This is a genomic window from Flavobacterium hydrophilum (assembly GCF_003202405.1).
GTDB classification, from domain to species: Bacteria; Bacteroidota; Bacteroidia; order Flavobacteriales; family Flavobacteriaceae; genus Flavobacterium; species Flavobacterium hydrophilum.
In genome coordinates this window covers 512,587-534,803 of record NZ_QJHL01000001.1, presented here as the reverse complement: position 1 = coordinate 534,803, position 22,217 = coordinate 512,587, and the positions used below count along the sequence as shown (strand labels likewise).

The following is a 22,217-nucleotide window of genomic DNA, read 5'->3' as shown; positions in this document are numbered from 1 at the left end:
TTAAATTGTTCTACGGGAGTCGGATTATGTGATTACTGGTTTTTAATTACTTTATAAATTTCTGTATGACCATTGATCTCTACTTTCAGCAAATATACTCCTGAAGCTACAATTGGATTTATCTTAAGCAGATTTGTCCCGGCGGTCAATGTGCGTTTTTCAGCCGACAGCAACTGGCCGGTTAACGTAACCAACTGCAGTACTACCTGCTGCTTTTCGGCCGCATAAAGCTCTACTGTAATTTCATTATCAAACGGATTCGGATATACTTTTATACCTGCTGCCGCTTCGTCAATAATGACCGGTTGTGCAAAAGTTCCCAGTACATTCTCACCCGCAAAACTGAATGTTTTACTTGTTTTTTTCTTCGTTATACCGTCGCCGATGTAAAAAGATAATGTTTCCGGCTTATCGCCATAGACTGTTATAAAACTCAGTTCTTTGCCGTTTATCCACTGTGTTTTTGCCTCGCCTTTCAAAATTCCATTCGCATCATAGGCGTACAGCTCTTTATATCCTTCCGGCAATAAAACAATTGCGTTCATGTTGTCCGGATACTGCTTAAACTGTTGCGGAATTGCTTCCTGAGCTGTAATTTTAGCTGTTTTGTTTTTGGCCGTATTTGCCAAATAGCCCGGGTATTTGAAGGTTTGAGCCTTGCTTGATTTGATCATGTAGCCTTTGCCCGCTTCCAGATAATTCAGGGTTCCGTTCCAGCCTACAAGAGGATCATAGATCGCAAATAAGTTTTGCGACTTAATCACGTCACCATCAGCCGCATCAAAATATGCCAGTGCTTCATTTACTGACTGATTGCCTGCTAACGGATATGGAAGCCAGTTCCAGTTGTTCTGGATTGGGAAACTCCAATCTGACACGTTCACAGAAGCACCCGTAATAATTAATGGATTTTCCTGTGCCGTATATACTTTATACATTTTGGTGTTACCAACACCACCATTAGCACTGATTGTCCCTGACCAGCCACTGTTTGCCGGTCTTGATCCGTCCTTGAAATAGGTCTCTAAAAGTGCCGGAGCATAGCTTAGGATACGATCTGAGGTTTCTAATTTTAAATTTGCCGTCAATTTGTTCAGATCTGAAAAATTGGCATCGTTTACGTTGAAAGAAACCCAGGTCCAGCCTTTGTTAAAGTTTATGTGCTGTTCGACCAAATTCGAATTTTCGAAAATAGCCGGCAAACTTAGTTTTCCAACTGTTTCGTTTTCTTCAAATGTCACTGACAGTTTACCATTCAGCGTTCCCTGTAAAATTTCGCCTTTAGACGAATCCCAGATCTTAAATTCGATTTCTTCGCCGAAAGCCGTATTGCTGTACACTGTTAAGAAGGCATAATATTCCTTATATGCTGCGTTGTACACCAAGTTTACAGCACCTCTAACCTGACCGTTATAAAATGCCGCAATTTTATCATACGAATCTTCCGAAAAACGTCCATCAACCTTTATTCTTCCCACGATATTCATACTGTATTTAAAATCACCCGGATTTACTGTCCATCCCGGATCAGGTGCTAAGACCCTCATTTTAATCTGCATTTTTTCGTCGTACCCAAAGTCGGTCTGCAAGTACATGTTTTCCAGGTATTCCCCTGCCGTCAGTTCTTTGTCAATCGCCGCCGTAATTATGATTTTACTGTTTGGTGCTATTGTACCTGATTTACTGCTTAGCGTTAACCATTTTGGTATGTTTGTAATAGTAAAAGGCTGTCCTTTTCCTCCTTTGTTCAACAAGGTAATTTCAAATGATTTTGAAGCACCGGTATTTTTTACAATATCCACCACTTCATTATACCCTTCTGCAAACCAGCTTACCTCGTTTCGTTTTACATAAGCGGTCCAGGTCACCGGAGACTGCTGCATATTGTTTGCACTATCGTACATTTTATGCACTGTAACATCTACAACCTGTCCTTCGAGTGAAGCCCAATCTGTAATTATTGGTTCCAGTATCATTTCATCTTTGTTGATGATATGGTTGACCAAGAATTTGATCAATGCCCTTTCCGGCTTAATAGCAGGAGTATCATTAGAATAGTTTACCGTTCCATTACTTAAAACCGCATTATCAGCAATTACCGTCTGATTAACATCGGCATGATAATATCTCGGTCCGTTTGCATTTGCCGGATCCGGTGCGTTTAATCTTGAATATAACAATAACCCGATACTGGCAACATCTACTTCATTGTATCTGTCCCTGCTGATCTGCTCTTCGTTTCGCAGGGTATTCCATAACTGGAATTCGTCTATTTTACCCGTAAAAGGCCTGTCGATCGTTTCGTTATTCGCCAAATCTACAGATCCGCGGGCTCCCAACCATATTTTGCTTCCTGAGAAACCACCGATAGACGCCATTTGATTTGATGAAACATTAGCTGCATCTACATACGTTTTTAAAGACCCTAGCCTATTGAACAACAATGTTACATTGTGCCAGTTGCCATCTGCCAGATTCTGATTTGTCAGTTTGTACGAACGTCCTTCACTTTCTAAGGTCAGGTTACCGTCCGTCTTCATATTAATGGCCCATTTATTTGCCAGTCCATTTGACTGTACCAAGTCTGTACCGTCCCCTTTTCCGTTTGAAAACAGGGTCGCTTCCTGAGACACTGCTGTTTTTACCCAGAATGATACCGTAGCATCCATTTCTTTGGTCAGCTGCACGAAGTTAACATTCGTTAATGCTACATTCTGCCCATTAGCGAACTCATAAGAAGTTCCTTTTGGTTTGATATCCCATGTGGCTTTTACAACTGCATGCTTGTACCTTGCCTTATCGTTTGCCAGGGTTCCACGACCTTCATCCATTGGCCAGTAGCCAATCAGATTTGCTTCGTTTCCTATCAGTTTTGTGTACATTTTAGCGTAAGCTTCATCTAAACCAATAGTTTTGTTCCACAGGCGCAGATCGTGCATGTTCCCCACAAATGAATTCCCCCCTATTACCAAGCCATTGTTATTCGAAAACTGCATGTTTGCGGTTCCTGTATTTACTCCAATTTCTTTATCATCTTCGTAAATACGTACTTCGCCAGTACTGTTTTTGTGCGTAAAAGTATAATGATGGTACAAATTGTCTTTTGTCACCGGACCATTTGCCGTTACTGCCCCGATATTAAAATAGATTTCTCCGTTTTTAAGCTGGATACTCAAACCTTCCTGCTGTGCCAGTATAGCCGCTGAAGCAGCCGTCGTGCTGTTGTTCATCCAGAACTCAAATGTAAGATCACCCGATGTAATTTTAGGACTGTTTATAACCGATGTGCTTGCAGTTCCGTCAAAGCGCAGTGAGACATTGTGGTCTACTGGCAACTGGTTGGTCTGTCCTTTGATTTCAATTGTACTTACAGCCGAATTGTAAAAAACCGGTTCGTTAAAACTTACTTTCAGGTCTTCACCCGCACCCAAAATACCATCAATAGGCAACGGCGTACCAAAACGCTGCGGTGCATGCAAATCTACCCTTCCGGTAATTACATCAGATATATATTCTGTATTATTCGTACAGGTACTTCTCGCCCTGATTTCATAATTTCCGTCGAGCAGCTTCAGTGCCGCGATATCGAAATTATATGGCAGAGTTGCACTTGAACCAATAAAGGTTATCTGCGTTTCATTATTTAACACCGCTGCATCATAGAATGCCTGCGAACCGTAATACGTCTGTAAACGAATCCAGTTCGGGCTTGTCGCCAAACGGTATTCCAAATCTATTTTTTTGAAACTGCTGAACTTCGTATTGTATCCTGATACGTTAATCAACAGCGGGTTTGTCGTACCGTCTGTATTATATGCCGTTTCCATGTTGTGCACCCAGTTATTCAACGGAGCACTAACCGTTACAGGAGAACAGGACGGAACGAAATGTGCCGAAACCAAAACAGATGAACTCACATCCTCGCCGTCACATAATGACTGCAATACGATACGGATGTCTTTGTATTCGTAAATATCTGAAATGGATTTCGCCAAAGTCAGCTTATACGTAGTCGTTTTTCCGTAAGGTACAAATACAATTGTTCCGTTTTGCTCAATGTTAATCAACGCATTGTTTGGATTGGTTGTATTGTCAACCTTCAGCAAATAATTCGCATCAGATCCCGACATGCTGTTGTTTTCCAGCTTCAATTCGAACTCCGCATTTTTTCCTTCTACGATATTGCTCATATCGTTATCCGTTACCGTCAATACCGGCACTTCTACTTTTTGAGTAGCGAATGTTAATGGCTGACGCTTGTTCTGAGCCAATTCATCAATTTTAATTTTAGCCGCCGCTTCATTATAATCTGTATGGTTATAGAAATAAGAAAGCTCAGCTCCTTCCTGAGGACAAGAAGTCCTTCCACCCTGCGTAATGAAAACAGGGCCATTTCCATCAAAAGCATTCACGACATCCACACTTAAGAAGTTTGCCGGGTCATTATCCTTTAAGGTATAACTTATATTTGTCGTATTTGTCGTTTCCTTCGCTAATGAAGAATTGATATCCTGCTGGAAGAATGCTTTTGTATTGAATTCAACCCCTACCTTATTTACCGAAGTACCAATTACAGCTGCAACCGACTCGTCGATCACTAAGTTATAGGATGTAGTGGATGCTGAAACCACACTTGTCTCTACACTTTGGTTGTACTCCCCGACACCAGAATCAAATGAAATATTTTTTTCAAAATTCGCATCCAGTAAATTCTTGATGTCTTTTGATTCCTTCAGCTGATTCGTTAATCTTGATTTTGCTGCCGGATCACTTGTACCGTTATATACCCCACTAACTTTATCATTAAAGCCGGTTATCACATTTGCCAAATTCCCTTTGTATCCTGAACGGTCATTTTTAGCTGCATATTTGCTTTTTTCGTTGTCCAGAATTACTTTTCGCCATAATCTTATTTTTTCTGCATACTCTTCCCTTTTTTGGACGTTTTCAGCAGCATTTGGATTTGGTCCGTTTAAGCTTGTTGAAATAAACAATTCGTATTCCGGGATCAGATTGGTTAAAATGTGTTTCTGAGAATACATGAAAAATGTTTCGGTTGGCTTGTCTACAAAACTAAGCGCTTTCTGTTTACTGATGTATACAGGAGCAGCTGCAGTACCCAGGTTTACATAGTCACCTTGCGGCAATTGTACAGTAACCCCATTTACATATTTTTTAGGTATTGTTTTAGACACCTCCACATTATCATAGGAACCATAAAATATATTTTTTGAGTTCCCTATATATAAATCTCCATCTGCACCCACATAATCCGTGGCATCACTGGTTGAGATTGCTTTGTTAAATGTATAGGTGCTCGTTACCGTATTTCCATCCTCAGAGGTATTATTAAGACCAATCCCCACGATAGCAGAGTTTGTTGTTTCAATTGTCACCTTTGGTGTTGGAACCAGTCCACCCTGAAGTTCAAAAAATACACCTGCCCCAATCTTCACTTCTTCAGCAGCACCTTCCTGATGTGCAAAAGAGGCCTCAGATGTAAACGAAACACTCTCTCCTTTTTCGATAGTAGCAAAACTGTTAGAACCCGGCGGATCTCTTAAAATAATAGCCGGAACATCCGGAGCCGCCGTTACAAACGTCTGGCTTCCATCTGCTTTTCCTCCTAAAATAACCCCGGTATCCTTATAATTTTCAACATCATAATCTACCTCATTTATCCTGTATTTCAATGTACTTTTAATTTGGAATGGAGGTGTAATCGAAGGCAATCCAGCCTTAAAAGTATACGTTAAATTACTGCCGTTTACCGTAACGTTTTCAGAATTTGCCAACGCCAGGTTGTTGTTTTTAATCAACTCCCCATCTGTTACCGGTACTGTTACCGAAACAGCAGGCGCTATGTCATTGTTTGTATAACGTTCAAAACGGTTCAGCACAATTTTATACGAATGAAACTGTGTATATACAGGATTTGCAAATCCGGCAGTCGACATATAGGTCCCATCTACATCAATCGATGTATCAGAAGTCTGCTGTGTTACCTCTAATGTTGGCGTAGAACGATACGTAAAACTCTTCTCATAATGGTATGGTTTTCCTATTTCCTTTTTTTCGACTGTTCCGTCTGTATAACTGAATTCAGGTGTTACAGGAACCGTTACTTTAGAAAAATCAAATACTTCTGTAGTACCCGATTTTAATAATGAAAGAGGCGGTGTTGAGCTTGGAATTTTTAAATCTTCGGCTTTCAGGTCGTATCTCAACGGCATTACGTCAACTCTATACTCTCCTGATGCGGCGTTTGTTAAAAAGTTATACTTCGTATAAGGCGTAACATTCGCCCCAACCGGTGCATATCCTAAAGTAAAACTGGCAGTACCGATATTGTTTTTTGCACTTACTTCAGCAGTTAGTGTGTTTCCATTGGTATCTTTGATTGTTTTGGTCACTAAACCTTTATCTCCAAAACCTGTTACTTTGGCTGCTTCTACAGGACCACCCACAACTTTACCCGCTACCGTTACCCTGGTATTGTCAACAAACACCACAGGCTCATTTGAGTCTTCAAAAAACTCCTTAAAGTCATTTGCAGGGAAACGTCCGTTATAGGTAAATACATGACCTTCTTTTTTTACTGTAACATAGTGGTTTCCTATAGGCACACTGATATCAAAGAAACCTTTATCATCCGTGACAACAGGTACGTTGTTTTTGTCCAATACAATATTTCCGTCTATATACACATTAGCGCCCTGTGTAAAAATGGCCGCATATCTGTCTAAATAATCGTCTGATTTATCTGCAGGAGTACCTGCTGTATTCATCCAATATTGTCCTTTTGCATATTTTTCGCCAGTAGAAAGCTGGTAGTAATTGTACCCTTCATCCAGAATACCAGGACCACTGATCCATGAGGTACCCTTATTAGAAGCCGTCTTCGTATCTATATCAACGAATGAAGGGAAAACTCCTCTGGTATCATACTGCACTACCCCTTTGAAACTGAAAGAAGATTTGTCTATGAAGTTTACCTTATTCACCACCTCAGATCCTTGTCCCAAAAACACTAATTGCTGTGCTGATTCGAACTTGTGGTTTCCGTACATAGGTGTGATAGTAAAAGACTCTCCTGTACCTGAATACGGTATGGCTGTAATCTCATAATTACCATTTTTATCTGTAACCCCCAAAATACCCAACTGATCCGCAGTAGGGAAATTTACTGCTCCTGTAGCCCAGGCAACATTTTCGAAACTTCCGTGATTTTTGTTGTAATTAAATCCATTTCTGGACAAATCGTACGCATAAAGTCCCACTTTTTCATTTGCTCTCAGATATGCTATCAAACGCGAGTCGTTACCGCTGATATAGCGTGCGTAATCTGTCCTGATGGCAGTAGTCTCCAGTTCTGCTTTCCAAATTCGTATTTCATCGATATAAGCATCGTTTCCTCCCCCTACATTCACTTTTGTCCATTCTGTTGCATTTCCGCCAGAAGACTTCAGTGAATTTGCCTGTACAGGAACCGTAACATTAAAATAAGGTGCGGCATAATTTGCATCTACACCAACTAATTTACTGTTTACACTCTCTTTATATGCTACTGTTACCGGCCTTCCGTTAATAAATAACAACGGCGCTTTTCCATCATTAATTACTACAGAAAAATGCACGAAACTGTTATTAAATTCGCTGACAGGCACTAAAAGATCATCGCCTCTTGAATTTAATTTTCCTGACGGAAAGTAATTTTGTAATTCGAATACACTGTTTCCTACTGTTACAGCCAATTTTTTTGATGCAGCCAGTAAATTAGCTGATACATCCAGGTTCGTACCCTCCAGATTTACAAGTCGAAGCAATCTGACCGGTGTCCCGCTATCATTTGTGAATTGTTTTTTAGGTTTTACCCATGCCTGATACGTTACCGCATTTGTAATTGGCGTTTTGGTATTTTCAATCTTTACGCTACCAGCAGCTGATATATCCAGTGAGCTGCCCGGGTTTACGCTGTTACCGGCAGTACTTGCCATTACTATAACATCCTTAACCGGATTACCCCCTTCATAGCTTATATTCCCCGTTACAATTGCTGTTGGATTTCTGTATCCATACCCTGTAATATGAGTCGTATACAGACTTTCCATTTTGCTTACGCCTTCAGCCACTACTTTGTATTGAAAAAGCACTCCCCCTTCTGCATATTTATCTTCGTACTGTGTCACACTTGGTGCCACACTACCTACAAAAACATATTTGCTATCCGGTTCGCTGTATTCTTTTTTGTAAATTTTGATACTGCTGATTAGCTCAAAATTGCTTCTCAAATCCCAGGTGATCAAAATTTTATCCCCGAAATACCCTTTAGAAACATCAAAAGATTCTTCTGCAAAAGTATTGTACAAGTATAATGTTGACCATGGAAACCTCACATCTACAGGCTGTATTGTTCGTGTTGAAGTGTTTTTGTTCTGTCCCAAAAAAGGAAGTCCTACCTGTATGGTAAAACCGTTTTTCTGAATCGCCTGTGATGAGTTTACCACCCTGGCGCCCTGACCGACCTGCGCCCACAAGCCCGTAACCATCAGCCCGAGGACTAACGTTATAATTAATTTTTTCATCATTATGGGGATGGTTACAGTTTAATAATATAGTTTACACCGTAATTGACAGGTCGGGTTTCAGTACCACCCGTTACAGCTGTTGAGCCGGATATCGTATGGCTATGGTCACCTGCTGCATTCATTACATCATTTGATGGACCACCAATCGTTGTAAATTCAGAATGGCTACCGCCGCTACCCGAGTCATCCCCTTCTGTCCCGTACTTCCAGCTATGTGTGTGGCTACCATTTGTGCTGTTAGCAAGTGACCCTACTCCGTGACCGTGTGATTCCAAATCGTCATTCTGAGTACCTTTTAAAGCAGGACCCGCCTGAGAATTCACAGGACTGGTTCCTGTTCCCCTTAAAAACATACCCTGTAGGTTTGGAGCCGTATTTGCCCCTAACAAGGCAATCAAATCTGCGGCACCCGGAACAGACACTAAACTTTGTCCGTTACAGATTACCCATCCCTGAGGCGCTGTCGTGCCAATAAAAGGCATTATCGATCCTGTAGGAACCCCATTGCTGGCAGAAATTGCGTAAGGAACATGACGCAATTTTTCGTCTGAGATCAGTACCTGACCGTTTTTTATTCTCAAATACGCTACATTGTTGGCAAATTTGCTGTTATTCGCAGCGGTTGGATCAATTACATAAGAAAAAATACCAAAAGTATCCGTCATTAAATTTTCATCCTTTTCATAAATTTTCTGCTCAATACTTGACGCATCCAGGTAATATAAAGTAAAAGTAAGGTTGATATTTTTACTTGCTATAGCTGTATTATTAGCATCGCGGGCAATACCCTGTACTGCAATGCCAGCCTGGGTTGCTGAAACCTGGGCATAATTTGATGCTACAGCACATAACATAAAAGATAATAGAAAAAGTAGTTTTGACTTCATAGTTAAGGATTTATTAAGGTTTGTTTATGTTAAATTATTAATCTAATTCTCAATTTTTTTGCAAATAAAATATTTATTTTTCAATTGAAACAATCATTTCTATATAATAAATTAGCTAAAAGAAAAATAATCAGGCGAGCACCTGAAAACAAAGGGAACAGACTTTTCGGGTTCTTTTAGTAGCTGTCAGAAATTATTTATTTTGGGGAATGGGATGCTAAAAAGCTATACAACACCCAAAAACTTTCGTGGCTGATTTTCTACATTCGAATCATTTACAAATGTAATTTCTTTTGTGTTTTGGTTGTAAAGTCGAAGACTTTGACAGGTGTTTATTTTTTAAGAAATTTTATAATGGCGCAAATTCTCAGACATTTGAGCAGCTTTTCATAAGAACATTTCGTAGAGAGAGGTGCTTACTCTTCATACATCTCCATCCACAATCTTGTTTCTTCCAAATCCAGTTCTTTTTCAATTTTCCTGAAAATTTCCTCGTTGACAGCACCTGATTTATGCATCGATTCCAGTTTATTCCTTTCTACATTAAGCAAATCGATTTGAAGCTTCGTAAAATCGTTGAATATCTCACCCCCTATCAGATTTCCTTTTCCGAAAAAGTTGGCCGGAAGTTCCGTTTTTTGCAGGCGATTGAATTTTACTTCATATTTACTTTTGATATTATGGAGTAAATCATCATTGACCAGCGAGAAATTATCTTCGATATGGCTAATGGTTTGGGAAACAATGATATTTCGAATCTCATATTCTTCTGCAAGAATTGAGTATTTTTCAATTTTTAATTTCTTGATCAGCCATGGTAAACTAAATCCCTGAATAACCAACGTAGAAAGTATGACACAAAATACCAGATAAATAATGAGGTTTCGCAAAGGAAATTCTTCTGTCTCGTTCATCATTAGCGGAAGTGCCAAAGCAGCTGCCATTGATACCACGCCACGCATTCCCGACCATCCAAAAATAATCATGTTCCGGAAATCGAATTCTTCCTGAAGACGAATCTTTTTACTAATTACCCTGGGAAGCAATGTTGCGGGAATTACCCATAAAAAACGAACCAAAATCACCGTCACACTAACCAGAAATCCCCAGACAAACAACGACCAGCCGGAATAGTCTTCAATTCCTGAAATAATTTGCCGCAACTGTAAACCGATTAAAATAAAAATCAATCCGTTTAAAATATTGGTTAAAACACTCCAGATTGTCCCTGTCATTATTCGGCTTTCATGCGAGAAAATGGTACCCGATCTTGCGGAAAGGAAAAGTCCGGTTGCCACTACTGCCAGAACTCCAGAAGCTTTAAAATGTTCTGCAATTAAATAAGAAGCAAAGGGTGTCAGCAATGTTAAAGTAGCTTCGATAACCTCATCGCATACAAACCGTTTATGGATAAAACTCATTATGTACCCCACAGCCAAACCAATGGCGATTCCAAGAACTGACATCATAACAAAATTCAATCCTGCCTGCCACAACACAAAATTTCCCGCTGTAATAGCCGTCAGCGCATACTTATAGGCCACCAGGCCACTAGCATCATTCAAAAGACTTTCACCTTCCAGTATCGCAATCAATCTGGGATGTAAACCCAGACCTTTTGTGATTGAAGTTGCTGAGACCGCATCCGGAGGGGAAACAATTGCTCCTAAAAGAAAAGCTAACGGCCAGGAAATATCATCAATGAGCATATGGGCGACAATTGCAACCGCAACGGTTGTAAATAGCACTAAACCTACAGCAGCCAAAGTTATCGGCCGAATAGTTTGTTTAAAATCAGACCAGCTGGTATACCATGCCGCATGATATAAAAGTGGCGGAAGAAAAATAATAAAAACTACTTCAGGACTTAAAGCAATTACCGGAAGTCCTGGGATAACACTAATAATAACCCCGCAAATCACCAGTACAATAGGAATGGGAAAATTGTATCTTTTGCTTATGAGGCTCAAGAATGCAACCCCAAATAGTAACATAATAATTACGGTAATATTTTCCATTTTACTGTTGTTGGTGTATTATTTAACGGCACGAATATAATATTTTAAAGCTTCGGGTACTATTCGTTCAAAATTTTATTTAACCAGGAATAATTAACTGAAGCTGCATATGTATATTAATAAATCCGGAATCAATCCAACATATACTGTGGCCGGCTAATTTCTATTAGATTAGGTCTATTCTTTATATAATACACTGCTTCTTACCTACCTTTAAATTTGATAATAAAACAGCGTTATCTTATAAATGATTTTGCCCCTGCTCCTCTTATTTTTGAATTATCAGAGTTAATGATTTAATTGTCTGAAATCTGCGTAGGAGGATTTCAGACCCTATACGGTCAAATTAAAAATTAAAATATATGAATGCTATTTTTAAAAAAAATCAGAATGTCCGACAAGAATTTGGCGGCCCTGTCATGAAAGTAATCGGATTTGAACCTGAATTGATTGAAAATGTCATTACCCAATGGGAAGATGAGGAAGGAACCATCATTACCGGAAAATTCATGGAGTCTGTGCTTGTACCGGCAGATTCATAACGGGATGCAAAATTCCGTTTTAAACTAAAAAAACATATTTACGGTTTATTATTCCGTATTTCCCTTACTTCCCTTTTTACTTCTAAAATCAATTCTTTCAGGTCTTCAATTTCATTTAATTCCTGCTTTTTATCTGTCCGCCCTATATTGCAACGGTATTCCCAGATTTCTATAATGTCTGAGAGCCTGACCTCATAATTTGGATAAAAATTATTATCTGATTCCAACACCAAAGCATTTTTTTTATTTTTATTAAGGCGCTTGTATACCATTCCTTCATTTTTAGTAATGAGGATATAGGTTTTGCCATCCTGTACATCACCCAATCTTTCTATATAACGACCTACAATGATGCTTCCGTCTTCATGTGGCGGCATTGAATCTCCTTCGACAGGGAATCCCCTATGTTTACCCGGTCCCAGAAAAGGAAGAGAAATTTGCTGGAGACTTTCGATATATTCGGGATCTGCATACCCATTAAGATAACCTGCTTTTACTTTTTGGGTTACTATTTCAATAAAATTTTCTCCCTGATGATCTACCATAATCGGCAAAACCAGCCTGTTGTTTTCAAGCTTCAGTAAATGATGCATGTCTATTTTTCGGATATCTACCGAAAGAATCAAATCGATACTCATGTGATAGTACCATGCTATTTTTTTTAAAATTTCATACGGAGCTTCAGAAGTGCCATCTTCGTATTTGACATATCTCCCTCTGGTAATCTGAAGATTTTCTGCGAGTTTCTCCTGTGAGATTTTTTGCCTAACCCTTAAAACCCTAATGTTATCTGAAAATAAGGACATAATAGATTTGTTACAATTTGTAACCGCAAATATACAAAAAATTGTTACCAACTGTATTAATTTTGTTTTTCTAAAACAATAAAAATGACACTCTTTGACGATACCGAACTATTTTCGAGCGGTACTGGAGGGAAAAAAATATTTGAAGTTCCTGATGCTGACCTGCTCCTGATTGACAATTTTTTTTCGAAAGAAGAATCCGACTACTATTATACAACTTTACTCAACCAAACGCAATGGCAGGAATATGATATGCCTATGTATGACAAAATAGTTACCGCACCCAGAATGGTTTCGTGGTATAGCAACGCTAATTTAAATGAGGAAGAAAATAATTCAGATTGGCCAGCCGAACTGCAAAACATCCACAAACGTGTGGAAATGGAAACTTGTATACACTTTAACGCTGTACTCCTTAATCTTTACAGAAACGGAAATGACGGTGTCGGGTGGCATAGCGACAAGACGATGAGCAGTAATAAAAACATGGATATCGCATCTGTTACTTTTGGAGAAACGAGAATGTTCCGGCTTCGTCATAAATTCAGTAAAGAGGTTCCCCAGCTTGAAATCCCTTTACATCATGGCACTTTTTTGCTGATGGCAGGCTCTACCAACAGCTTCTGGCAACATCAGGTACCTAAAACCGCACGAGATGTATTACCCAGAATCAACCTAACCTTCAGAAGGGTTTAACAAATAAATTTAAGCCGTATTGTGCTAAAAAAGCTCCATTTTTTCCCTAAAAGAATTTCGAATTCCTGTACATAATTACATACATGCTTTTAAATTCATCTTAAAAAACATGTTAAAAAAAAGTTTAAAAATTCTATTTTTTCCTGTTAATTTTATTCTATATTTGACCGCCGTTAATCGATTACATAAGTGTTTATTTACATAAATATTATTGTCTATAAACCTTATCTGCCACCTTAACCTGTCTGACATTGAAAAAAATTACTCTGAAGTTCTTTTATTGTATATTCTATATTGCTTTATTTATTAGCAGCAGCCCTTGTTTTTCTAACGATACAATCGCTACCCAAAAGAAACAAACTGCGTCATTAAACAGCATCTCACAAAAGCAGCATCCTGTCCTTAGCCCATTTTCGATATCGGCTCCTGCAGAAAGTGAATTTACCAGTTCTTTTATTCAAAGCCATTTTCCGATTTCGGCCCAGACGAGCGACGATTTAGGCAAGGCTATGTCAACCTGCGAAGAAATCGACAAGAACATGAGTCTTCTTACCGATTTTCTGGAACCCAAAAAACTTTCGACACTGCCGTTAGGAATCAAAAAAACCATTGGCGGCATACAATACCTGTTAGGCATCAGCAATGCCAAATTTACTCCGGAATATACCGAACTAACCGCTTTTGTAAGGATTACTCTTCCTCAAACAGATGAAGGTGGAAAACAGAAGCAATTATTTTTTGGAGCCAACAATATTAAACTTTCACATAAAGGCGGCTTAGTCGGAGACACTAATCTGGTTTTACTGGGTGATGTTCCTATAAAAATCAACGGTGAGAATTTATTGCTGATTTTAAAAGGCGGTATGAATATGGATACCGGAGAAATCAAGAATAAAACGTATGTTACTATAGACTGTAATGGTTTTAAGGAACTGGGGCTTGAGGCCGATATCGTTTTTTCGAGAAATTTATTAGAACCGGTAGATGCCAGTTACAATCCGCTTCCATCTGAAAAACGAGTTCAGGCTTCCTTTAAAACTATTGTATCCAACTGGAATGATATCCTGATAGAAATATCCCTGCCTACTTTTCAACTGACCAATTATAAAGGAACCTGTTTTGAACTGAACAAAGCCGTAATTGATTTTAGCGACCTTCACAATTCCAGTTCTATAGTCTGGCCCAAAGATTATCAAAAAGATTACCTGGTACCCGGGAATGAGAATTTATGGAGAGGATTGTTTGTAAGTTCTTTAAAGGTAGTTCTTCCATCCCAATTCAAAGAGAAAGGAACCGATAACCGACTTACTTTTAAAGCAACCAATCTGTTAATTGACCGAATGGGCGTTTCGGGAAATTTCTCTGCCGACAATGTCCTCGATTTAGGAAAAGGCAGTGCCGCAGGCTGGCAGTTTTCTGTTGATCATATCGAAATGGAATTCCGGGCAAATTCGTTAATGCATGCCAAATTTAATGGCGCTATTGTTTTGCCATTATCGGATAAATCTAAAAAATGTGCCTCCAAAACACGTGGTGAAATTGCTTATAATGCCCTTATCAACCCGGTTGACAATGAATATTTATTAAAAGCAGAAGTAAGTGAAAACGTCTGTTTTCAGGCTTTTAAAGCCACTGCCAGATTTGACAAAGGATCTTATATCGAATTAAAAGTAAAGGAAGGCAAGTTTTTACCGAAAGCTTTTTTGAATGGAAGCATTACCATAAAAGGAAGCAACAAACCCAATGCCGATCAGGAACCGGAAACCAAAAGTCCTGAATTATCCGGTATGGGAATCCCTATGGCTCAGGGGACACAAGTAAAAACTACTACTCCTGCTGCCACCACTCCTGTCCCTGCCAAAGAAGAAGATGAAGATGAAGATGAAAAAGGAGCTGTTGCATTTCAGGGTATCCTGTTTCAAGATTTGGAATTACAGACTGTAACCCCAATTTTCAAAGCGAAGTACTTTGGTTATAAAAATGAAGCCGAAACTGATCCGAATTCTTCTAAAGTTGCCAATTTCCCAATCACCATCCATGAAATTGCCCTTATAGCAGATGATGTATCAGCTTCTTTAAAAATAGATCTATCTGTTAATTTGATGAAAGATCAATTTAGCGGGCGGACAAGGTTTAATGTCGTAGGTAAATTTGGAAAAGACGATGGCATCCAAAAGTGGAAATTTTCTCATTTAAAATTTGAACGGGTAGATATTGCTGCGGACTTAGGCGGCATGAAATTCAAGGGAAGCATTGAGATAATGGACAATGACCCTGTTTACGGCAAAGGTTTTAAGGGATCACTGAAAGCTGATTTTTCAGGAGGAATATCTGTTGAGGCCAATGCTATTTTTGGTTCTACCACTTTTAGATACTGGTATGTAGATGCTATGGTGGATAACCTTAATATCCCAGCTGGCGCTATTACTTTTAAAGGTTTTGGCGGAGGTGCTTATTACCGAATGAAAAAAGACGGTTACAGTAATCGATTTGCCGCTTCAGGATCTAATTATGTTCCAGATGCCGACTCCGGTCTTGGGGTAAAAGCCATGATCAAATTTGCCGGAACCGCTACTGCCGATGCTTTTTGGGGAGGTGCCGGTTTTGAAATCGCCTTTAACAATCACGGGGGCATCAACAGAATCAGTATTTATGGAGAAGGCCATGTGATGCAGCCATTTGAAATACCAGGTGCAGAAGAACTGCAAGGCGCTTTAAAAGCAGTAGCCGAAAATGAAAGCCTGATGTCCAAAGTAGCCTTAGAAGCGCTGAAAACCTCTAATTTATCAGAAGCTGCAGCTACGTTGTATCCGAATGATGTGAAAAGTTCCATGGGAATCAATGCTTTTGCTGCTATAGAATATGATTTCAGAGCCAAAACTTTACACGGGTCTTTTGATTTATATATTGATACTCCAGGAGGTTTTATAAAAGGCCGTGCATCCGGCAACAGAGCCGGATGGGCCGTATTACATTTTGGACCGGATAAGTGGTACATCCATATGGGAACTCCAACTGACCGATTAGGCATTAAATTAGCCGTAGCATCAATTGAAGTAGAAGCCGGCGGTTACTTTATGTTAGGTGACGATATTCCTGCCAGTCCGCCACCTCCTGCTATAGTTGCACAACTTTTGGGAGTGGATGCATCCAAACTCGATTATATGCGTAATGAAAATATGATTGATGCAGGAAGAGGATTTGCATTTGGGTCTGATTTCAGCATTAAAACCGGTAATTTGAGTTTTTTAATGTTTTATGCCAATTTTCAAGCCGGATTTGGATTTGATATTATGGTAAAAGATTACGGTGAGGCTGAATGTAAAGGCTCCGGACAAATTGGTTTGAACGGATGGTATGCTAATGGACAATCTTATGCCTATCTGCAGGGAGAGCTGGGCATCAACATAAAATTACTTTTCGTCCGCAAGAAAATATCGATTATCAAAGGAGGAGGTGCTGTTTTACTGCAGGCCAAATTGCCTAATCCGTTATGGATCCGTGGTTATATGGCCGGTAAGTTTAGCATACTCGGAGGAGCCATACGAGGCAGTTTCCGATTTAAATTACAGTTTGGAAAAGAATGCGAATTTATAAATGCCGATCCATTAGCAGGATTAAAATCTATTGCTGACGTTACCCCAACCGAAGGATCAAAAGATGTTGATGTTTTTGCAATTCCACAAGTTGCCTTTAATATGCCTGTAGATAAAAACTTTACCCTTGAAGATGATAAAGGAACCAAAACATACCGACTCAAACTGGAAGAATATACCATCAAAAAAGACGGTGTTCCCGTAATTGGTACTATAAGCTGGAACAGCACTAAAGACTTATTAAGCTTTAACTCCAGTGAAGTTTTACCTCAGAATTCTAATTTAGTGGTAACTGCTAAAGTAAGCTTCCAGGAAAATGTAAATGGTACCTGGAAAACCATTATGGATGAAGGGCAGGTTGCTATGGAAAACGAAGTCCGAAACTTTACCACAGGTGCAGCACCTAAAAACATTCCGGTAAACAATATTGCTTACAGCTATCCTGTATTTGATCAGAAATATGTATACCAAAACGAAAGCAAAGAAGCATATATCGTATTAAAACAAGGTCAGTCGTATTTGTTTGAATTAAAGCCAGGTCAATCCCAACAAGCTTTTTACAAAACCGGAAATAAAACAACCAACACCGCGATTAGATATAATACGGATTTGAAAAAAGTGATTGTTGATTTGCCTGTATTGGAAGCGACAAAACCTTATAATTTATCGTTAATGACACTGGAGAAACAAAATGACGCCAATGGTAATTTAACCGAAAATTACCAAACTCAAAATCTTACTGACGATAACAATGTAGATGTAAAAGACAATGAACTTAAAGAAGTTGTTTCCGGTGCAGAATCCATTGAGTTAGTACAATACAATTTCAACACCAGTCAATACAATACTTTTCAGGAAAAAATGGCTGCAAAAAAACCTAAACAAACATTAGTAGAAATTATTTACATGGATGTGCATGCTTTACAATCCTTAAATAGTTCAACCGAACCTTTTGATGAAGCAGAACTTATTGGTAATGCAAAAACATTATTTCAACCCTTAGTAAGTACTGAAGCTATTTTAGACAACAGTTATTATAACAATGAAATCTATCCGCTTATTTATAAGGGATATCCTCTGGAAGCTGATTTAAAACTGGACAAGGCTGCCAATATCAGTTTAGGTGTTCCTCCTGTAAAAGGTGTGGAAACCATGGCATGGTATCAGGATTATATCTTTAACAATCCTACCAGCTTTATGCTAAAAGAATACCTGCCCTATCGTTACAACCTGCCATTTTATTTTAAAAATGATTTTATCGATTTACGTTATAAAGTTGTAAACAAATATCTTAATTCATCCAATCAGGCCATGATCGCAAAATATGATTACATCATAAATGGAGAATTTCCTTATCTCAAAAAAGGACTTTATAACATTAAACTGAAATATACCCTACCTGGCGGACAGGCAGGAACCAGTTCTATTTTTACTTTCAACAAATCAAATTAAGCATGAGATCCCTATTTACAATCCTATTTCTTTTCATAATAGGTTTCAGTTTTTCGCAAAGTAAAAATGAAGAAGCAGTTATTCCTGAAAAAAAACCTGAAATACAAGTAATAGCCCGGGTACAAAAAGATAAAATTTTGTTACGCTGGGCTGTTACTACACCACTCGCGTGGAAAAAATTAAATACTTACGGCTACACATTAGAAAGATATACCGTAACGCGTGATAATAAAACCTTAACGCAACCTGAAAAACTGGTTCTTGCCAAACTTATAAAACCTGAACCTCTCGAAGCATGGGAAAAACTTATCGAGAGCAACGATAATGCTGCCATTATTGCACAGGCTATTTATGGTGAAAGTTTTGCTATTGAAGGAGGAGGCACGATCCAAAATATTGTCAATCTTTCTGAAGAAAATGAACAGCGATTTACATTTGCCTTGTTTAGTGCTGATAAAGATTTTGAGACCGCAAAGAAAGCCGGTCTGGGTTTTGAAGACAAAACAGCCAAAATGAATGAAAAATATGCTTACAGGATAATGTCAAATGTTCCGGAAAATGAACTAAACATTGATTACGGCGGAATTTTCGTGGGCTTAAAAGAATACGAGCCTTTACCTAAACCTCTTGATTTTACGGTTCATTTTACTGATAAAAGCAGTATGCTCAGCTGGAATTTTAAAACGTTGTCCCAAGTCTACGGAAGTTATTACATTGAACGCTCTACAGATAAAAAGACTTTTGAGAGAATTACTGACAAACCGTACACCTCCTTAAATCAGGAAAATGAGAATAACAACCGCATTTTTTATGTAGATTCTATCGCCAACAACAAACCTTACAGTTACAGAATACAGGGAATTTCTCCATTTGGAGAATTAAGCCCTTACTCTGCAGTTATTACAGGAAAAGGAAGTACTATTTTAAAATTTGTACCTCACCTAAAAGTCAAGGATTTTAAGGATGATACAACCGTTACCTTATCATGGGAATTCCCGGAAGAAGGCGATACTGAAATTTCCGGATTTGAATTAAATCGTTCTGACAGCGACGATAAAAACTATACTACTGTTGTTAAAAATATACCTGCAAAAAATCGTTCGGTTACGTATAATAAACTTTCGTCAACGAATTATTTTACTATTACTGCCATAGGAAAGCAAGGGAGCAACAGAACTTCTTTCCCTATGCTTGTCCAACCTGTGGATTCTATTCCTCCTTCAAGACCAGAGGGACTAAAAGGTATTATTGACAGTTTGGGTGTAGTGAAACTAAGCTGGACAGCCAACAAAGAAAAAGACTTGTTAGGATACCGTATTTATAAAGGAAATACTGCTCAGGAAGAATTCAGTCAAATGACTGTAAGCCCACATGAATCTATTGCTTATGAAGATAAAGTACAGATTAAAAACTTAAATCCTAAGGTATATTATAAAATCATTGCTGTCGATAATCGCTACAATATGTCAGATTTTTCAGAAGTATTAATCATTAAAAAACCTGATGTAATCCCTCCTACTTCTCCTATATTTTCAGATTTCGAAATAAAAGAAGGTGCCGTATTCCTGGAATGGGTCAACAGTCAGAGCGAAGATGCGGTCAGCCATCAGTTATACAGAAAAGAAAATGATCAGAAAGACTGGACACTTATTCTGGATACCAAAAACAAAGAAGAAAAATACCAGGACAAAACAGTTGTTGAAGGAAATACTTACCGTTATGCCATTTTTGCTAAAGACGAGAGTAATTTAACCTCTAAAGCCTCGCCCGAAATGGCTGTGTTTGTGCCTAAATATTCGGTAATGCCTGCTATTAAAGGATTTTTTGCACAAGTAAACAAAACCACCAATACTATTGATTTATCATGGGAATATGCGAATACGGAGGTAAACGGTTTTGAAATTTATAAGGCTTCCGATACTGAGCCTTTGCAGTTGATTCAGGTGCTGAATGGAAAAATAAAACGTTTGTCTGATCCTACTATTACTATTAATACCAATTATAAATATGGTATCAGAGCCGTTTTTAAGGATGGGAGAGCTTCTAAAATGGATTTCTTCAGTTTAAAATTTTAAATTATGAAGAAGCACTACCCGATATTATTTTTATTTCTGTTTTTATCATTCCAAGGAATTATAGCGCAAACTGAGTTGACCTACACAGTAGATTTTGAATGGAAAAGAACTCCTTTTTGCGGAAATTACACCAATTACGGACCAATAGGACACGATATGTCCCCATGTTCCTATAGCTGGGGTTTTGCTGAAAATTCTCAATATTTAAGACATTCCGAAATGGAAGGTGTAATGTTTGACGATATATCTAATCCTCCACGAATTGAAAAACAAACATTTATAATTCCCTTAAAACCAAGCTATGAGGTTAGGTATAATGCTATTTGCAAATGTTCCAGCAATAGTGGATATTCAGATGATCATACTTATACGACTTTTTTTAATTATAATTCTAATGAAAATACGTATACCTGTATTGAAACCATGTTTTATCGCTTAGCTAATACCGTAAATGAATCTAATAATTTTAGCATTGAAAATTCAGTTATAACAGGTTCTAGTGCTTATGAAAGTGAGTCTCATAGCTGTTTTGGAGAAGTGTCTGTAAAAAATTTTTTTCCTAATGGTCTTGTGATATCTAAACCAGGTTATGACCCTTATGCAACAGGAGTATATACACCACCTGAAATTTTAGCAGGAGAGGCTTTTGATTTGATAGCAACTACACCCAGCGTAAATACTACAATTGTATTTCCTGATTTTGTATATCATTGGCAATACAGACCTGAAGGCAGTCAAACCTGGGAAGATGTTCCTAATACTGTCATAAACACATCAAAAACCAACAATACACCAAAGCCAATTTTCACTATGCGTGACTTGCCCTGGGCTCCATTTGGTGCAATTGATTTCAGACTTGGTTATGGTCCTGACGACAGAGCTTTTACCGCTGTCTATCGTATTATTTACAAACCCGGTGCACCTGTAGTAAGCAATGTAGTATATACTAGTCCAAAATGTAGTGGAGATCCTGTAACTAGCATTGATGTGTACTTTGACAGAAACTTAGTGTCGGGAGAGTCTTTTTCGCTTTTCAGAATTGTCCCTTTTCCTAAAGTAAGTGGAGATGCTGTTAGATTTTCCCAGCCTGAAATAACAAATCTTATTTATGATCCTTTAAAAGATCAATACATATATTCATTCATAATACCAACGTCAAACAATACCTTAGAAAACAATAAACAATATGTAGTAGAATATCAGGCAGCATTGAATGGGGTTCCAAAAGGAACTATGGCAGAAGCGGAACCTTTTTTATATCAGGATCCTGAACCCCTGACCTTTACCATAGATCCCACAAATCCTCTATGCCATAACGGAGAAGGCGGTATGACTATAAACGTTAAGGGAGGTTCCGGAAAATACTCTTATTCTTTAGACGGCGGAACTGCAATTCCTTTTACCGTTACTACAGTTCAAACCTCAACTACTGCCAACAATACTACTACTATAAGCCGATCTGCCAGCCAGCCTGTGAACTTATCTATAAATGATGCCAAAAAAAGTTATAAAATAAAAGTAACCGATGAACATGACTGCATCGAAAAATCGCTTTAG

At 38.4% G+C, this 22,217-nt stretch carries 9 protein-coding genes; 5 read left to right on the top strand and 4 right to left on the bottom strand.

The annotated features are described in order from the left end of the window. Positions 1-32: 32 nt before the first annotated feature. The 3 genes from DMB68_RS02240 to DMB68_RS02230 form a co-directional block, all read right to left on the bottom strand. Positions 33-8,588, bottom strand: coding sequence for a LamG-like jellyroll fold domain-containing protein (locus tag DMB68_RS02240; RefSeq protein WP_231131560.1), 8,556 nt, complete (start codon positions 8,586-8,588; stop codon positions 33-35). An 11-nt stretch (positions 8,589-8,599) separates the two neighbouring features. After that, positions 8,600-9,475, bottom strand: a complete 876-nt coding sequence (locus tag DMB68_RS02235) for a tail fiber protein (protein ID WP_110345043.1) — start codon at positions 9,473-9,475, stop codon at positions 8,600-8,602. Between the two features lie 416 nt (positions 9,476-9,891). After that, positions 9,892-11,493, bottom strand: coding sequence for a Na+/H+ antiporter (locus DMB68_RS02230; protein ID WP_110345042.1), 1,602 nt, complete (start codon positions 11,491-11,493; stop codon positions 9,892-9,894). Between the two features lie 362 nt (positions 11,494-11,855). Between DMB68_RS02230 and DMB68_RS02225 the strand changes: the two genes are divergently transcribed. Then, entirely contained in the window at positions 11,856-12,035 is a 180-nt protein-coding gene (locus DMB68_RS02225) for a hypothetical protein (RefSeq protein WP_110345041.1), read from the top strand. Between the two features lie 38 nt (positions 12,036-12,073). Here DMB68_RS02225 and DMB68_RS02220 read toward each other — a convergent pair whose 3' ends face one another. Beyond that, the gene (locus tag DMB68_RS02220; protein WP_110345040.1) at positions 12,074-12,841 is read right to left on the bottom strand and encodes an XRE family transcriptional regulator; all 768 of its coding nucleotides are present in this window, start codon (positions 12,839-12,841) and stop codon (positions 12,074-12,076) included. Between the two features lie 84 nt (positions 12,842-12,925). Between DMB68_RS02220 and DMB68_RS02215 the strand changes: the two genes are divergently transcribed. The 4 genes from DMB68_RS02215 (at position 12,926) to DMB68_RS02200 (ending at position 22,217) form a co-directional block, all read left to right on the top strand. Next, positions 12,926-13,537 carry an alpha-ketoglutarate-dependent dioxygenase AlkB family protein gene (locus DMB68_RS02215; RefSeq protein ID WP_110345039.1) on the top strand — a complete coding sequence of 204 codons (612 nt, stop codon included), beginning with the start codon at positions 12,926-12,928 and terminating at the stop codon, positions 13,535-13,537. Positions 13,538-13,788: 251 nt separating this feature from the next. Then, positions 13,789-18,585 (top strand): hypothetical protein, encoded by a 4,797-nt coding sequence (locus DMB68_RS02210; RefSeq protein ID WP_110345038.1) that lies wholly within the window; start codon positions 13,789-13,791, stop codon positions 18,583-18,585. A 2-nt stretch (positions 18,586-18,587) separates the two neighbouring features. After that, positions 18,588-20,660, top strand: coding sequence for a fibronectin type III domain-containing protein (locus DMB68_RS02205; protein ID WP_110345037.1), 2,073 nt, complete (start codon positions 18,588-18,590; stop codon positions 20,658-20,660). A gap of 3 nt (positions 20,661-20,663) precedes the next feature. Further along, positions 20,664-22,217: a SprB repeat-containing protein gene (locus DMB68_RS02200; protein WP_110345036.1), complete on the top strand. Its 1,554-nt coding sequence runs from the start codon at positions 20,664-20,666 to the stop codon at positions 22,215-22,217.

What these genes read in the sequence shown, in the direction of transcription:
- DMB68_RS02240 (WP_231131560.1), bottom strand. Translation starts at nt 8,588, where the DNA reads ATGATGAAAAAATTAATTATAACGTTAGTCCTCGGGCTGATGGTTACG.
- DMB68_RS02235 (WP_110345043.1), bottom strand. Translation starts at nt 9,475, where the DNA reads ATGAAGTCAAAACTACTTTTTCTATTATCTTTTATGTTATGTGCTGTA.
- DMB68_RS02230 (WP_110345042.1), bottom strand. Translation starts at nt 11,493, where the DNA reads ATGGAAAATATTACCGTAATTATTATGTTACTATTTGGGGTTGCATTC.
- DMB68_RS02225 (WP_110345041.1), top strand. Translation starts at nt 11,856, where the DNA reads ATGAATGCTATTTTTAAAAAAAATCAGAATGTCCGACAAGAATTTGGC.
- DMB68_RS02220 (WP_110345040.1), bottom strand. Translation starts at nt 12,841, where the DNA reads ATGTCCTTATTTTCAGATAACATTAGGGTTTTAAGGGTTAGGCAAAAA.
- DMB68_RS02215 (WP_110345039.1), top strand. Translation starts at nt 12,926, where the DNA reads ATGACACTCTTTGACGATACCGAACTATTTTCGAGCGGTACTGGAGGG.
- DMB68_RS02205 (WP_110345037.1), top strand. Translation starts at nt 18,588, where the DNA reads ATGAGATCCCTATTTACAATCCTATTTCTTTTCATAATAGGTTTCAGT.
- DMB68_RS02200 (WP_110345036.1), top strand. Translation starts at nt 20,664, where the DNA reads ATGAAGAAGCACTACCCGATATTATTTTTATTTCTGTTTTTATCATTC.